Genomic DNA, 15929 nt, shown 5'->3' with positions numbered 1-15929 from the left:
CTTTTCCCTGCCTTTCTGCTCATGCAGAAGGGCTTTTTCTATTTTCTTTGAATCATAGTTGGATAGATTCATCAGGAGGCCATAAAAATAAATCGACTAAATTCATAGGCTTAATTGGATAAAGAGGTGAGCATACATGATTACATTGTCAAACGTCAGTAAACTTTTTCGAACAGGAAAAGCAAATAGCGAAACGATTCATGCCGTGAATAGTGTGAATTTAGAAATAAATAAAGGCGAGATTTTCGGAGTCATCGGATACAGTGGGGCTGGCAAGAGTACGCTCATACGTATGCTGAATGGGTTGGAACGGCCTACTGAGGGCTCCGTGAACGTTGCGGGAAATGAAGTTTCAACAATTAAAGGGTCTAAGCTTCGTAAAGCCCGTCAAGAGATTAGCATGATTTTTCAGCATTTTAATCTCTTGTGGTCAAGGACCGTTCAAGAAAATATATCCTTTCCTCTGGAAATTGCGGGCATCTCCAAGCAAGAACGCATCAAGCGCGTCAATGAACTCATTAAGTTAGTTGGATTGGAAGGAAGAGAAAAAGCGTATCCATCGCAGCTAAGTGGTGGACAGAAGCAAAGGGTGGGAATAGCGAGGGCTCTTGCCAATAACCCGAAAGTGCTTTTGTGTGATGAGGCCACGTCCGCTCTAGATCCCCAGACAACCGATTCCATCCTGGAATTGCTTGTGGATATAAATCAACGCCTTGGTTTAACCATTGTCTTGATTACACATGAGATGCATGTCATTCGGAAGATTTGCAATCGAGTGGCTGTGATGGAAAGTGGACGGGTAGTCGAACAGGGAGCTGTCCTGGAAGTATTCAGAAACCCTAAAGAACAGATGACTAAGCGTTTTGTTCAGCAGGTGACAGAACCAGAAGAGACAAAAGAAACGATGGAGCATTTGTTTGAACGGTATCCAGCAGGAAAAGTGATTCAACTGACATTCGTGGGGGATCATGCAGAAAGCCCGTTGATCACAAAATTGGTACGTAATTTTGAGTTGGATGTGAACATTGTCCAGGGGAAGATATCACAAACGAGAAGCGGCTCATATGGAACATTGTTCATCCACCTTGATGGCAGTGAAGATGAAATGCTCCGCGCAATCGAATTCATAAAAGCACAGCAGGTAGGCGTGGAGGTGATTACTCATGCTTGAAGAATTATTGCCGAATGTAGATTGGGAAGACATCATAGAAGCGACGAAAGAAACGCTGTATATGACAAGTATTTCAGTTGTAGCGACCTTTTTTATAGGGATACTATTGGGGTTGCTTCTGTTTTTAACAGGCAAGGGGAATATGTGGGAGAATCGGGGCGTTAACGGTGTGTTAAGTGCTTTCGTTAATATTTTCCGTTCGATTCCATTCCTTATCTTGATTGTATTATTAATTCCGTTCACCAAATTACTTGTCGGTAGCATGATTGGTGAGAATGCGGCATTACCAGCACTCATTATCGGTGCAGCACCGTTTTATGCGCGGATGGTCGAAATCGGCCTTCGTGAGATTGATAAAGGCGTGATTGAAGCGGCTAAATCAATGGGAGCCAAAACCAGCACCATCATTTATAAGGTCCTCCTTCCAGAATCGATGCCGGCCCTTATATCAGGCATCACGGTAACATCGATTGCATTGGTTGGATACACGGCAATGGCAGGTGTCATCGGGGCTGGTGGATTGGGTAACTTAGCCTATCTGGACGGTTATCAACGGAATCACAACGACGTTACCCTGGTAGCGACGATTGTCATATTAATTATTGTCTTCATCATACAGATTATCGGTGATGTGATTACTTCTAAATTGGATAAAAGATAAGGGGAGATGAAAAGGATGAAAAAGTTTTTAGGGTTTGCATTCGTTCTAGTTTTATCAATTGCATTGGCGGCTTGCGGAACGGATAAAGAGAAAGATACAGGTAGTGGCGATGATACGAAGAAGTTAGTGGTGGGTGCATCGAATGTACCACATGCAGAGATTCTTGAAAAAGCGATTCCTCTTCTTAAAGAAAAAGGCATTGAATTGGAAGTGGAAACATTCCAAGACTATATCTTGCCAAACAAGGCTTTGAACAATAAAGAACTGGACGCGAACTACTTCCAGCACATTCCTTATTTAGAATCTCAAATTAAGGAAAATGGATATGATTTTGTTAATGCAGGCGGCATCCATATTGAACCAATTGCTTTGTATTCACAAAAATATAAAAGCATTGATAAGCTTCCAGAAGGAGCAACAATCATTTTAAGCAGCTCTGTTGCAGACCATGGACGTGCCTTATCACTTTTAGAAAAGAATGGCCTGATTACTCTTAAAGAAGGCATTGATAAAACGACAGCTACAGTAAAAGATATTGTCGAGAATAAGAAGAACATTAAATTCGATGCAGATTATGAAGCGGCATTACTTCCGAAGATCTATGAAAGTGGCGAAGGAGATGCGGTCCTAATCAACTCTAACTATGCAATCGACGCTGGCTTGAATCCACTTAAAGATTCCATTGCAATAGAAGATTCTGAATCACCATATGTGAACGTGATCGCTGTTAATAAAGGTGACGAAGACAAAGAAGAAATCAAGACGCTTGTGGAAGTATTACATTCCAAAGAAATTCAAGATTTCATTCTTGAGGAATATGAGGGTGCAGTCGTACCTGCAAAGGAATAAAGCAACGAAAGACGACCTGGATTTCCAGGTCGTTTTTAAGTTGGGGTTTAAAGTTGAAAGCAAAGGGTATAGAATAGACGAAGAAACAAAATGATTCACAAATTTGAAAGGATGGTTCACTATCAATACTTTAGATTTAAACGTAACGAGCGAAATGGAAAAAGCTATGCAGTTATCACATGGGGTTGGGTACAGTGAATACAGCAGAAATTTAGACCTTCGTATCGAGGTTGAAAAAGTAAGAGATAGGGAACATGAGCAATGCAATAAAATGGTTCTGGAATTACAACGTAAAATCCACGGATAAGCATATATTAGAGTCTTTCAAAAATCGGTCTGTAGAGGTAAAATGAAAAGTGATCTGTTGTACGTACCGGATCCTGCTCATTACTCCTGCAGATCGATTTTTTTCATGATAAGGGCCAACCGTCTTCCCCTTGAACTTTTCGGGAATATCTTATTATGAATGGAATCCCGAATAATTAGCTTACATTAACGAAAACTAAAATAAGGGCATATTTGCAGTGAAAAGCCTTTATACGGTCGTTTTATAACAATAGGGCAGGTTTCCACTCCCTAGCGAGTAAAAACCTCCATCTATATTAGTTGATTCTAAATTGGATTTGTTATAAAATTGTAATGAGAATAAAGTGAGAATGATTTTTTGAAAACTATAGTCAAGAAAGTGATTTTCACTTTCTGTAATAAAATAGGAATTAAGTTCACGGAGGTATTATTATGTCAGGTTCAACATTAACGGTAAAAGATCTTCATGTATCAATAGAAGGCAAAGAAATTTTAAAAGGGGTTAACCTGGAAGTAAAAGGCGGAGAAATCCATGCAATCATGGGGCCGAACGGAACAGGTAAATCCACTTTATCTTCAGCAATCATGGGTCACCCTAAATATGAAGTAACAAGCGGAAGCATCAGTTTTGATGGTGAAGACGTATTGGAAATGGAAGTTGACGAACGTGCTCGTGTTGGTCTTTTCCTTGCTATGCAATATCCAAGTGAAATCAGTGGTGTTACAAATGCAGACTTCTTGCGTTCGGCTGTCAATGCACGCCGTGAAGAAGGCGACGAAGTTTCACTTATGAAATTCATCCGTCAAATGGATAAAAACATGGAATTCCTTGAAATGGATGAAGATATGGCTCAACGTTATTTGAATGAAGGATTCTCTGGCGGAGAGAAAAAACGTAATGAAATCCTTCAATTAATGATGATTCAACCAAAAATCGCCATTTTGGATGAAATTGACTCAGGTCTTGATATCGATGCACTTAAAGTCGTTTCTAAAGGAATCAATGAAATGCGTGGAGAAGACTTCGGTTGCTTGATCATCACTCACTACCAACGTCTACTAAACTACATCACACCTGATTACGTACACGTTATGATGCAAGGTCGCGTCGTTAAATCAGGCGGTCCTGAATTAGCTGCACGACTAGAAGCAGAAGGTTATGACTGGATTAAACAAGAATTGGGCATTGAAGACGAAACTGTTGGCGAAGAAGCGTAAGTAGGAGGATTTGCAATGACTACAGAAATGAAATTATCGCTTGAAAAAGAGGACATAAGCTCTTATTCAACAAAAAATAATGAGCCATCTTGGCTATCAGACCTTCGAATCAAAGCTTTTTCAGATTTAGAAGAGCTTCCGATGCCTAGACCGGATAAAACGAAGATAGATAAATGGAATTTCACTTCATTCAAAACCCATACGGTTGAAAGTGAAGCATTTGCTTCTTTAGAAGAACTTCCAAAAGAGATTAAATCGATCATTGAAGAAAATGAAAATCTATACATTCAACGCAATAATACGCCGGCACATATTAATTTGTCAGCAGCTATAAAAGAACAAGGCGTTATCTTCATGGATATTTTCACAGCGGCTCGAGATCATGCTGAGTTAGTACAGAAGTATTTCATGAAAGATGGCGTGAAAGTGAATGAACACCGTTTAACGGCTCTACATGCTGCATTGCTTAACGGGGGAGCATTCCTATATGTTCCGAAAAATGTAGAAATCAAAGAACCAATCCAAGCAGTATTCTTGGTGGATAATCCTGAAACTACACTGTTCAATCACGTATTGATCGTAGCGGAAGATAATAGTTCTGTAACATACGTGGAGAACTACTTCTCGGCCGTTGAGTCTAATGAAGGCATCGCTAATATCGTAACCGAAGTGTTTGCGAATGCAAATGCGAAAGTGGAATATGGCGCTGTTGACACTCTATCCAAAGGATTCACAACATATGTGAACCGTCGTGGGGTAGTTGCACGCGATGCTCGTCTTGAGTGGGCACTTGGATTGATGAACGATGGTAATACGATTTCAGATAATACAACCAATCTAATAGGTGATGGCTCTTACGGAGATACAAAATCCGTAGTGGTTGGACGCGGGGAACAAAAACAAAACTTCACGACAGCCGTTGTTCATTTCGGAAAACGCTCTGAAGGCTTCATCCTTAAGCATGGTGTTATGAAAGACAGTGCATCAACCATCTTTAATGGTATTGGTAAAATAGAGTATGGTGCAACAAAGGCCAATGCGGAACAGGAATCACGTGTATTGATGTTAAGTGAAAAGGCACGTGGAGACGCTAACCCAATCCTGTTAATCGATGAGGATGATGTTACGGCAGGACATGCTGCGTCTGTCGGCCGTGTTGATCCCCTTCAACTTTATTACTTGATGAGTCGTGGTATCGCGAAAAAAGAAGCAGAAAGACTTGTCATTCACGGATTCTTGGCCCCTGTTGTGAATCAACTTCCAATCGAAGGAGTTAGAAAACAACTAGTCGAGGTCATTGAAAGGAAAGTACAGTAATGAACCCATACGAAATTCGTAAGCTTTTTCCGATATTAGATCAAGAAGTCAATGGTCAGCCATTAGTTTATTTAGACAGCGCTGCAACATCTCAAAAACCGGCTGCTGTCATTGAAACGATTGAAAATTATTACCGCGGTTTTAACTCTAATGTTCACCGTGGTGTGCATACACTTGGAACAAAAGCTACGGATGCGTATGAAGGTGCACGTGAAAAAGTTCGTAAATTCATCAATGCATCCTCTACTGAAGAAATCATATTCACTAGAGGAACGACTACATCCTTAAATACCGTAGCGAAGAGTTACGGTGGTGCAAATATTAAAGAAGGTGACGAAATTGTCATCTCCTATATGGAACATCATAGTAATATCATTCCATGGCAGCAGCTCGCTAAAGAAAAGGGTGCTGTACTGAAATATATTCCGCTACAAGAGGATGGAACGATTTCGCTTGATGATGTGCGGGCTACCATTACGGATGCCACGAAAATCGTGTCTGTCATGCAGGTTTCCAATGTGCTTGGTGTGATTAATCCTGTTAAGGAAATCGCAAAGATCGCGCATGAACATCATGCAATCATGGTGGTGGACGGAGCGCAAAGTACACCGCATATGAAAGTGGATGTCCGTGATTTAGATTGTGATTTCTTTGCTCTTTCAGGCCATAAAATGGTCGGTCCGACTGGAATCGGCGTATTATATGGTAAAAAGGAACTTCTCGAAAAAATGGAGCCGATTGAATTTGGTGGAGAGATGATTGACTTCGTAGGTTTGTATGAATCTACTTGGAAAGAACTCCCTTGGAAATTCGAAGCCGGAACTCCAATCATCGCAGGTGCCATCGGTCTTGGTGCTGCCATTGATTTCTTGGAAGAAATCGGCATGGATCAAATCGAACAGCATGAACACAAACTTGCTGCCTATGCGATCGATAAGTTGTCTGAAGTGGAAGGCCTTACGATTTATGGCACAAAAGATCCGAAAAAACGTGCCGGTGTAGTAACCTTTAATATAGATGACGTCCATCCACATGACGTCGCTACCGTCCTAGATGCAGATGGAATCGCTGTCCGTGCCGGTCATCACTGCGCTCAGCCTTTAATGAAATGGCTGGACGTATCATCGACAGCAAGAGCAAGTTTCTATCTATATAACACGGAAGAAGAGATCGATAAGCTAGTGTCCGGGCTTGTCAAAACGAAGGAGTATTTCAGTAATGTCTTTTGATAACTTAGATACACTTTACCGTCAGGTCATCATGGATCACTATAAGAAACCCCGTAACAAGGGTATGCTTGAAGATGGAAGTTTGACCATCGATATGAATAATCCCACATGCGGCGACCGTATTCGTTTAACGATGAAAATCGAAGACAATAAGGTCAGTGATGTTAAATTCGATGGCGATGGCTGTTCGATTTCAATGAGCTCGGCTTCCATGATGACTCAAGCCATCAAAGGAAAAGATATAGATACGGCTTTAGCGATGTCCAAGACTTTTTCAGAAATGATACAAGGAAAAGAGTATGATGATGAAATCGACCTTGGTGACATTGAAGCACTTCAAGGGGTCTCTAAGTTCCCTGCACGAATCAAGTGCGCGACTCTAGCCTGGAAGGCCATGGAAAAAGGTTTAAAGGAATAATTAAATTTAAATGAGCTGTTGTAGATTCAGCCATTTGAAATGGAGGAATACAAGCTATGGCTAAAAAGATGCCTGAAATTGGCGATTATAAATATGGCTTTGCGGATAAAGATATTTCCATCTTCCGTTCAAAGCGCGGCCTGACAAAAGAAATCGTGGAAGAAATTTCACGCATGAAAAGTGAACCACAATGGATGCTAGATTTCCGTTTGAAATCATTGGAGCATTTTTACAATATGCCGATGCCTCAGTGGGGCGGAGACCTAAAAAGCTTGAACTTCGACGAAATCACTTACTATGTGAAACCATCTGAGAAGTCCGAGAAATCATGGGATGAAGTGCCTGATGAAATCAAGCAAACGTTTGATAAATTAGGAATTCCTGAAGCGGAGCAAAAATATTTAGCAGGGGTTTCTGCTCAATATGAATCCGAAGTGGTTTACCACAACATGAAGGTAGAATTAGAAGACATGGGTATCGTATTTAAAGATACGGATTCCGCTCTTCGTGAAAATGAAGATATCTTCCGCGAGCATTTCGGTAAAACGATTCCGCCAACGGATAATAAATTCGCTGCCTTGAATTCAGCTGTATGGTCCGGTGGATCATTCATCTATGTACCAAAAGGCGTGAAAGTGGATACACCGCTTCAAGCATACTTCCGTATTAACTCAGAAAATATGGGTCAATTCGAACGTACGCTGATCATCGTCGATGAAGGAGCATCCGTTCATTATGTTGAAGGTTGTACAGCACCAGTTTATACAACCAATTCCCTTCATAGTGCGGTCGTGGAAATCGTCATCAAAAAAGACGCATATTGCCGTTATACGACAATTCAAAACTGGGCTAACAATGTGTTTAACTTGGTTACGAAACGTGCGGTTTGTGATGCGAATGCAACGATGGAATGGATTGATGGAAACATCGGTTCTAAACTGACGATGAAATACCCAGCCGTCATCTTAAAAGGCGAAGGCGCTCGTGGTATGACATTATCCATTGCCATTGCTGGTAAAGGTCAACATCAAGATGCAGGAGCGAAAATGATTCACCTTGCACCTAACACTTCTTCAACAATCGTATCAAAATCGATTTCTAAACAAGGCGGGAAAGTAACTTACCGTGGTATGGTCCATTTCGGACGTAAAGCCGAGGGAGCCCGCTCAAATATCGAATGCGATACATTAATCATGGATAATCAGTCAACATCTGATACAATCCCATACAATGAAATTTTAAATGACAACATTTCTCTTGAGCATGAAGCGAAGGTTTCCAAAGTATCAGAAGAGCAATTGTTCTACTTGATGAGCCGTGGAATCTCTGAGCAAGAAGCAACAGAAATGATCGTCATGGGCTTCATTGAGCCATTCACGAAAGAGCTTCCGATGGAATATGCAGTAGAAATGAACCGCTTAATCAAGTTCGAAATGGAAGGTTCTATTGGTTAATCATCTATATATGTTTTTAACAAACGTTGTAGATGGAATAAAGTGAAGGAAACCGGGTGTGCACATGCCATTTCGGTTTTCCTTTGCCCGAAGAAGGCGAACTTAGTTCGTCTTCTTCTATTTTTTTCTGTTGATCCTCTTAAAGGGTTTAGACGATTGAAGGGAAAGTACCAATCAAGCAGGTACTTTTTTTGTCTTTAAAAGAAAGTACATATAGGTAGAGGTGGATATTGTGGATTGGCTGATTCAGAATAAAGAATTGGTTTTCGTAGGAATCGGTGTTAGCCTTGTTTTAGGGCTGACTGGGATATTCCTGAAAAAGGGGGAACCGAACTCCCAGCCGGTTTCCGGAAGTCGTTCTAAGAGTCATGGAAGGGATCATAGTGGTGCGATTAGGCATCATGATGAATAAACTGAACCGTTTTGGCTAGAATGGTTCTAAAATATTAAGTCTGAAAAAGGTCCTTATCCAAGGGCCTTTTTCATTTACTCATTATCTGCACGAAATGATAGGTTAAAAGGGAAGAATCCTTGCTGGATGTATGTGTAACAACCGGTAGATTTTGATATGATAAAGGAATAGGAAACCAGTCGTATGAGAAGCAGGAAGAGTGAATCGAGTGACAGTGCTTATACGTTTTGAAGTCAGTAGTGAAAGGGTAAAAAAAGTATAGTGTAAGTGGTTTAGGAGGGGTGAAGAGTGATATACATTGGCTTAACAGGTTGGGGGGACCATGATTCATTATCAATCGATAAAGTTCCCACTCGTGACAAGCTGAAGGTATATGGAGCGCATTTTCCAACGGTTGAGGTGGATGCATCTTTTTATGCCATTCAGCCGAGGCGGAATATAGAAAAGTGGATAGCCGAGACACCAGATTCCTTTCAATTTGTTGTAAAAGCCTATCAGGGAATGACTGGTCACCAAAGAGGTGAGATTCCTTTTGAAAGTAAAAAAGAGATGTTCACTGCATTCCGGGAATCTCTTGAAGCTTTTCAAAAGTCGGGTAAACTCGCGATGGTCCTTTTTCAGTTTCCGCCATGGTTTGATTGCAAACGGGAGAATGTTCAGTATCTCCGATGGTGTAGGGCGGAGATGGGGGATATTCCTGTGGCCATTGAGTTCAGGAACCAAAGTTGGTACCGACCGAATAGGGTCCAGCAGACACTCGAGTTCATCGAGCAAGAAGGGTGGATTCACACGGTATGTGACGAACCACAGGCAGGAGAAGGTTCCATCCCCCTTGTCCTCAAGGCTACGCATCCAGATAAAACGTTAGTACGCTTTCATGGACGCAATATCCACGGTTGGCAGAAACCAGCTTCTGGAGCAAACTGGCGGGAAGTGCGCTATTTATATCGCTATAACCAACAGGAATTAACCGACTGGGTGGGAAAACTTCGCCTATTAGAAAAGCAGAGTAAGGATGTATATGTATTGTTCAACAATAACTCTGGTGGGGACGCGGCGGATAATGCCAAACAATTTATCGATTTGCTAGGCCTTACATATGAAGGATTGGCTCCTAAGCAACTTGGTTTGTTTTAATTTGGACTATATAATGAATAAAGACTGGGTGGGCAAACTAGAAGAAGAGCTTTAGCTCACAAATCGATAAAGGCGGATTTCTTCATGATATGGGTATTATTAATTAGTGTGGGTTTATTGGCGGGTACAATCGGGGCCCTTGTAGGATTAGGGGGCGGAATCATCATAGTGCCTTCGCTCTTATTTCTAGGTAGCTCCACAGAGGTGATGGGCGCCTTGACGCCACAAGTAGCGGTTGGTGTTTCAACAGTCATCATGATTTTCACTGGATTGGCTTCCACTTTATCTTATATGAAGCATAAAGTAGTGGATTATAAGGCCGGTCTCATTTTCTTTGCTGGAAGCGCCCCAGGGGGGATCATCGGAGCTTATGTGAACAAAGTTCTCAATGTGGATGCATTTTCGCTGTACTTCGGCCTTTTTATGATAGTGATGGCCATCGTCTTATTGGTGAAAGATAGATTGCGACCGATCACCTTCAAACCGGGGACCGGAAAAATCACCAAGACTTATATAAACAAAAATGGACAGGCATCCACTTATGGATATCAGCCCTTGGTGGCCATATCCATCTCATTTGTCGTGGGGATCAGTTCCGGGTTATTTGGCATTGGCGGAGGATCGCTCATGGTCCCGGTCATGATGCTGGTATTTTTCTTCCCGCCCCATGTGGCTGTGGCGACATCGATGTTCATGGTATTTTTATCTTCCATTACGAATTCCATCACGCATATCTCTCTGGGGAATGTTCATTGGCCATATGTGATTGCCTTGATTCCAGGGGCTTGGCTTGGTGCGAAACTTGGAGCTTTTGTGAATACACGCCTGAACAGCTCAGCACTTGAGAACATGCTGAAATTGGTTCTGATCATTATTGGGCTACGTCTTATTTACCAAGGTATAACAGGATAACGAGGGGGAAAAATGATGTCAGAAATCATACATCTATATCACACCAATGATTTTCACAGTCATTTTGAAAATTGGCCTCGTATTGATAAGTTTCTTAAAGAAAGAAGACAACTTCATCAAGAAACGGGAGAGGAAGCGGTCATACTAGATATAGGAGACCATGTCGACCGCTGGCACCCATTCTCAGAAGGTACGATGGGTAAGGGGAATATTGACCTTCTGAACGAAGCGGGTTATCAATATGTAACAATCGGCAATAACGAAGGCATTACATTGCCTCATGAAGCGTTGGATACTTTGTATAATAAAGCTCATTTCAAGGTATTGGCAGCGAATATCTATTACCTGAACGATACTAGGCCCCAATGGGCGCTTCCTTACTGGATACATACCACGAAAAAAGGTACAAAGCTTGGCATGATCGGGCTGACCGCCTTTTTCCAAAAGTTTTATCGTGCATTGGATTGGCATATTGCCGATCCATTTGCGGAATTACAAAAACAGATAGAAAAGATCAAGGAAATGGCAGATGTAGTGATCGTTCTTTCTCATCTGGGCATACATGATGACGAAAGAATGGCAGAAGACTTTCCGGAAATAGATATCATTCTTGGTGCTCACACCCATCATATTCTTCATCAAGGAAAACTCGTCAACCAAGCATTACTTTGTGGTGCGGGAAAATATGGGTTTTATATTGGTCAAGTGGAATTGACCCTTAATGACAAAAAAGAAGTAATCAAGAAGACGGCCATGCTCTACGATACCAACGACCTTCCCGAATTGGAGGGCGAGCGGAGCTGGATTGAAGATATGAACCAAGTCGGGAGGGATGCTCTCAAACAAGTTGTCCTATCCTTACCTGAACCTTTGGAGAATGATTGGTTTAAAGTGTCGCCGCTTACGAAGATTCTAGGTGAAGCGTTACGAGAGTGGAGCGAAGCGGACTGTTCCTTTGTGAATGCTGGGCTGTTATTGGAAGGCTTGCCACAAGGTCCCGTCTCCAAAGGGGATATTCACCAGATCTGTCCCCATCCGATCAATCCGTGCATCGTTGAAGTGAATGGCCGGGAATTGAAGGAAATCCTCATGCTTTCCCGAAATGAGGAGTGGCCCCATATCCAGGTGAAGGGCTTCGGATTCCGAGGAAAGATCATGGGAGTCATGCACTATGATCAAATAGAATTTAAACGGACGAAAAACGGAATCGTTAAAGAAATCAGCGTGAAAGGTACAAAGATTCAACCGGATCAAACCTATAAACTGGCCCTACCAGATATGTTTACGTTCGGGCACTTCTTCCCAAGCATTCAGCGCTCCAAACAAAAGGAGTACTTAATGCCAGAATTTTTACGTGATATCCTTTTATGGAAGTTGAAAAAAATGTATCCCGACAACTAGGTATATATCACGGTTCCTCCCTCCTTTTCATAATATATGAGAAAGAGGGGGCGAAACCAATTGATTAACATGATGCCAATAATGATCGATAGCAAAACATTCTTAGCCATCTCCGTCCAACTGCCCAAAACCAATCTGCTTGCCGTAGCATCCGAAAAGGGATATATCATGTGCGGAGCATTAGACGTCGGTCTTTTGAATGAAACGTTAAAGGACCGGAAAATCCTTGCAGGAAGGGCTATAGGCGTTAAAACGATAGAAGAGTTACTGGATGCACCTCTCGAAACCGTTACGTGGGAGGCTGAAGAAAAGGGCATTTACCGGGGAATGATTGGAAGGAAGGCATTAATGAAAATGATTTAATTATAAAGGCTTTCCTTTAAATAGAGGGGGCCTTATTTTTAATTGAAAAAAATAAATAGGTTTCAGGTTGAATTTCCACAAATATAGCCGATATTTTCTATAAGGAACTATTTAAAATTTTGAATCTGAAACGGAGTATTAGTATGAGGCTATCCATTACAGCGTCGCTTAATCCGGGAGAGCGGCTCGGTATGAACATCTATAATGAGCAGGGCACCATCCTTTTGAGCGAGGGGCTAACATTGACACAAAAAATGATCAATCGATTGGTTGCCCTTAATATTCCCTTTGTTTATATTCAAGATTCTAGAACGGATGACATCATGCCAAAGCCACCGATTTCTGGGGAACTAAGGCGAGAGGCCCTTCAAACGATAGAAGCCACTTTTCTGGAAATCAAAAATGGCGTCAAGGTGAATAGTGCATTTACCATCGAGAAGGCCGCGTTGAAATTCACCCATCTCGTACGAAGTATCATGGAAGAGTTGAAAAACAGCAACGAATTGCTGACTTTACTGGCTGACGTCTATACATATGATGATTATATTTTTACTCATTCCTTTAATGTGACGCTATACACACTTGCTTTAGGTATGGAATTGAAGCTAGAAAAAAAACAGTTAGAAGTTCTTGGGCTGGGCGCCATTCTACACGATGTCGGCAAGATGCTTGTACCAGTGGATATCTTGAGAAAGCCGGGTAAGCTAACCGAGGAAGAGTTTGAGCAAATTCAAAAGCATCCCGAGTATGGATTTCATTTAATTAAAAACGTATATACGGTTTCACTCATCGTCGCGAATTGCGCCTATCAACACCATGAAAGGCTGGATGGGTCTGGATATCCCCGTGGGGTCAGGGGGGACGAAATTCATTATTACGGTAAAATCATTGCGGTCGCCGATGTATTCGATGCGGTTACATCTAATCGCGTTTACCGCAAGGCGATGCTTCCCCATGAGGGCTTGGAAATCTTATATGCAGGTGCAGGGAAAAAGTTCGACAAACAGATAATCGAGGCTTTTCGCCGGGCGGTGGCCATTTATCCTAACGGATTAACTGTGGAACTGAATGATGGGAGAAAAGGAATCGTCTCTTCCCAAAACGAGGGAATAGGGGATCGACCCGTTGTACGTATCCTTGAGGAACCTAACCATAAAGTAGTGCATCCATATGAGGTGGATTTACGGACAGACCTCCATTTGCTGATAAAGGAGTGCCTGAATATACAAGAAAACAGCTTAACCTTATAAAGGGCAAGCTGTTTTTTACTTCTTATCTTCCTTCTCGTCCTTCATGATGGCAGGAGCGACCGTGCCGCTTCCGTTGCTATAATAACTTGGGACATCCCCCTGCATCAAAATGCTGCCAACCTTCACTTCCTGGCTGACTTTGGTTTCTTTTGTGAATGAGGGGATGACAATCTGGATATTGACATTGAAATCGACGGCCATTTCGTAATACACATTATTGATGCCGGCGTTTGTGAGTTTGGTTTTTAAATCCGACTGGACATTCCCGATGACGGACATTTTCACGGGAATCTTGGGTCCATAATTGGAAAGAAGGCTATTTCCGGTTACCACCCCTAAGGGGACATAATACACCACCGTTTTATATTGTTCATCATTAAGTTTGGCTGGTTCCTTTTTGTTGAAGGGATTTCCCTTTTTAATTCCGAGATTATTTTGAATGTCCTTTGTGATGTTGGAACGTAATTCATTATAGATCCCAGGATTAAAGCTGTAGGAGGGGTTGGCATCGTCATTTTTGTTGGTGACGATGATCTTTTCCATATCGACTTTAGAGATATTGTCATCAACAGCTTCGTGAATGGTCTCGGTTGCAATCCGCTTGATTTCATTTTCTGCCACTTTCATGATGACCGGTTCAATTTCCTTATCAACGTAACGAAGCGTCAGGATGCTTGATAGGATAAAAAGGATGAATGAATAAAGAAAAACCTTTCTGGTAGGAAGAGGTCCTTTTTTGCGGAACTTTTTTGGGCGGAATCTTTTTCGAAACACACTTTAGCCCCCTTTACTAATACTTATGCATAAAGTTCGGGGGTTTATGTTCGTTATATAACAAAAAGCAGCGAAGGAACCCAACGCCGCTCATCTTGTTTTTTTTGCTAAATCCTTTCGTTCCCACATTTTCAAATAAGGATAGGGATCAAAACTCCACTCGGTGATTCCATTATCTTTATACATCCCATAATGGAGATGAGGCGGGAATTTTCCGGATGTCCCGGGCGGTCCGTAACCCGTACTGCCCACACCGCCGATGACCTGACCAGGCTCGACGATTTGTCCCACCTTCAAACCTTCAGAAAAACCGCTTAAATGGGCGAAGTAATGGTACGTATTGTTTAGGTCACGTATGCCAATCCGCCACCCTCCATATTTATTCCACCCCTTCATTTCAATGATCCCATAACACGTAGAACGGACGGGAAGGCTATAGTCCGCGAATATATCCGTTCCTTCATGAATCCTTCGGCCTCCCCATCCTCGAGCACTCCCCCATGTATTTAAATACGTATAATGAGTCCGTACGGGTACAGGGAAGGCTTTTTCCTGTAAATCTAGCCTGCCATACTTTTTATAGATATGGGCGTGGCCAATGATGATGCTGACTGTCTTGTCCCTTTTATAATAATCAAATAGTCCAATCCGGATATTATCTTCATCTGTGCCGTAATACAGGAGATGCTTGGCAAAGGCATATAAACGGTCGGTGTCGTTTTCCAGTTCCGCTTTTCCGTCCCCGTTGCCATCCTGCCCCAATCCATCGAAGAAAGAGATGGAAAGCGGGTTTGAGTCGGTGAGGTTAGGATTAAGGGCCCCTCTCCACCTCGAAGGCTCCATGTGGATCCCTATCAGGCCCTTGGCCGGTTCCAAATCGTTCCGGGAAAGTCGCAGGCTATGTTCGTATTGGTCGGCTCCTGCAAGGTAATACCAAGGAATCTGCAAGGTGGCCTCCATGTTTTTATATAGTTCCATCCTCCCTTGATAGGGATCCGGGGTTTCGGCTGCCGATACTGATGGAATATGGGTATTCAAACAAAACAAACAGGCGATG

General features: G+C 42.2%; 17 protein-coding genes. 15 read left to right on the top strand and 2 right to left on the bottom strand.

All coding sequences use genetic code 11. From position 1 onward, the window contains the following. Positions 1-136 precede the first annotated feature (136 nt). The 15 genes from ACIQXQ_RS00830 to ACIQXQ_RS00765 all read left to right on the top strand — a co-directional run bounded on the left by ACIQXQ_RS00830 (position 137) and on the right by ACIQXQ_RS00765 (position 14098). Positions 137-1171 (top strand): methionine ABC transporter ATP-binding protein, encoded by a 1035-nt coding sequence (locus ACIQXQ_RS00830; RefSeq protein ID WP_402954382.1) that lies wholly within the window; start codon positions 137-139, stop codon positions 1169-1171. Continuing rightward, complete coding sequence (locus ACIQXQ_RS00825) at positions 1164-1832, top strand: methionine ABC transporter permease (protein ID WP_402870946.1); 669 nt, start codon at positions 1164-1166, stop codon at positions 1830-1832. Before ACIQXQ_RS00830 ends, ACIQXQ_RS00825 begins: the two co-directional genes overlap by 8 nt. A 15-nt stretch (positions 1833-1847) precedes the next feature. Beyond that, positions 1848-2681: a MetQ/NlpA family ABC transporter substrate-binding protein gene (locus ACIQXQ_RS00820; RefSeq protein WP_402870949.1), complete on the top strand. Its 834-nt coding sequence runs from the start codon at positions 1848-1850 to the stop codon at positions 2679-2681. Between the two features lie 154 nt (positions 2682-2835). Next, the gene (locus tag ACIQXQ_RS20775; protein ID WP_483878323.1) at positions 2836-2988 is read left to right on the top strand and encodes a YuzK family famiily protein; all 153 of its coding nucleotides are present in this window, start codon (positions 2836-2838) and stop codon (positions 2986-2988) included. Positions 2989-3419: 431 nt separating this feature from the next. Then, positions 3420-4205 (top strand): Fe-S cluster assembly ATPase SufC, encoded by a 786-nt coding sequence (gene sufC / locus ACIQXQ_RS00815; protein ID WP_402954379.1) that lies wholly within the window; start codon positions 3420-3422, stop codon positions 4203-4205. A 15-nt stretch (positions 4206-4220) separates the two neighbouring features. Continuing rightward, positions 4221-5522, top strand: a complete 1302-nt coding sequence (sufD, locus tag ACIQXQ_RS00810; RefSeq protein ID WP_402954376.1) for a Fe-S cluster assembly protein SufD — start codon at positions 4221-4223, stop codon at positions 5520-5522. Next, the gene (locus tag ACIQXQ_RS00805) at positions 5522-6751 is read left to right on the top strand and encodes a cysteine desulfurase (RefSeq protein ID WP_402954373.1); all 1230 of its coding nucleotides are present in this window, start codon (positions 5522-5524) and stop codon (positions 6749-6751) included. Before sufD ends, ACIQXQ_RS00805 begins: the two co-directional genes overlap by 1 nt. Further along, complete coding sequence (sufU, locus tag ACIQXQ_RS00800; RefSeq protein WP_402870960.1) at positions 6741-7169, top strand: Fe-S cluster assembly sulfur transfer protein SufU; 429 nt, start codon at positions 6741-6743, stop codon at positions 7167-7169. The genes ACIQXQ_RS00805 and sufU overlap by 11 nt, the downstream gene beginning before the upstream one ends. A 56-nt stretch (positions 7170-7225) precedes the next feature. Continuing rightward, entirely contained in the window at positions 7226-8623 is a 1398-nt protein-coding gene (gene sufB / locus ACIQXQ_RS00795) for a Fe-S cluster assembly protein SufB (protein WP_402870963.1), read from the top strand. A 232-nt stretch (positions 8624-8855) separates the two neighbouring features. Next, positions 8856-9035: a hypothetical protein gene (locus tag ACIQXQ_RS00790; RefSeq protein ID WP_402954370.1), complete on the top strand. Its 180-nt coding sequence runs from the start codon at positions 8856-8858 to the stop codon at positions 9033-9035. 288 nt (positions 9036-9323) lie between these two features. Further along, positions 9324-10172, top strand: coding sequence for a DUF72 domain-containing protein (locus ACIQXQ_RS00785; RefSeq protein ID WP_402954367.1), 849 nt, complete (start codon positions 9324-9326; stop codon positions 10170-10172). Positions 10173-10256: 84 nt separating this feature from the next. Continuing rightward, positions 10257-11084 (top strand): sulfite exporter TauE/SafE family protein, encoded by an 828-nt coding sequence (locus ACIQXQ_RS00780; RefSeq protein WP_402954364.1) that lies wholly within the window; start codon positions 10257-10259, stop codon positions 11082-11084. 15 nt (positions 11085-11099) lie between these two features. Next, on the top strand, positions 11100-12485 hold the full coding sequence (locus ACIQXQ_RS00775; protein ID WP_402954361.1) for a bifunctional metallophosphatase/5'-nucleotidase: 1386 nt from the start codon (positions 11100-11102) through the stop codon (positions 12483-12485). Between the two features lie 60 nt (positions 12486-12545). Further along, positions 12546-12848 carry a YunC family protein gene (locus tag ACIQXQ_RS00770; protein WP_402870974.1) on the top strand — a complete coding sequence of 101 codons (303 nt, stop codon included), beginning with the start codon at positions 12546-12548 and terminating at the stop codon, positions 12846-12848. 143 nt (positions 12849-12991) lie between these two features. Then, positions 12992-14098: an HD-GYP domain-containing protein gene (locus tag ACIQXQ_RS00765; RefSeq protein WP_402954358.1), complete on the top strand. Its 1107-nt coding sequence runs from the start codon at positions 12992-12994 to the stop codon at positions 14096-14098. A gap of 15 nt (positions 14099-14113) precedes the next feature. On the opposite strand, the gene yunB is transcribed toward ACIQXQ_RS00765, so the two are convergent. Both yunB and ACIQXQ_RS00755 read right to left on the bottom strand, forming a co-directional pair. Next, complete coding sequence (gene yunB / locus ACIQXQ_RS00760) at positions 14114-14872, bottom strand: sporulation protein YunB (protein ID WP_402954355.1); 759 nt, start codon at positions 14870-14872, stop codon at positions 14114-14116. 90 nt (positions 14873-14962) lie between these two features. After that, positions 14963-15928 carry a M23 family metallopeptidase gene (locus ACIQXQ_RS00755; protein WP_402955114.1) on the bottom strand — a complete coding sequence of 322 codons (966 nt, stop codon included), beginning with the start codon at positions 15926-15928 and terminating at the stop codon, positions 14963-14965. Between the last annotated feature and the right edge of the window lies 1 nt (position 15929).

Source organism: Peribacillus sp. NPDC097198, assembly GCF_044762055.1.
Classification (GTDB): domain Bacteria; phylum Bacillota; class Bacilli; order Bacillales; family DSM-1321; genus Peribacillus.
This window is presented reverse-complemented; position numbering and strand designations above follow the sequence as displayed.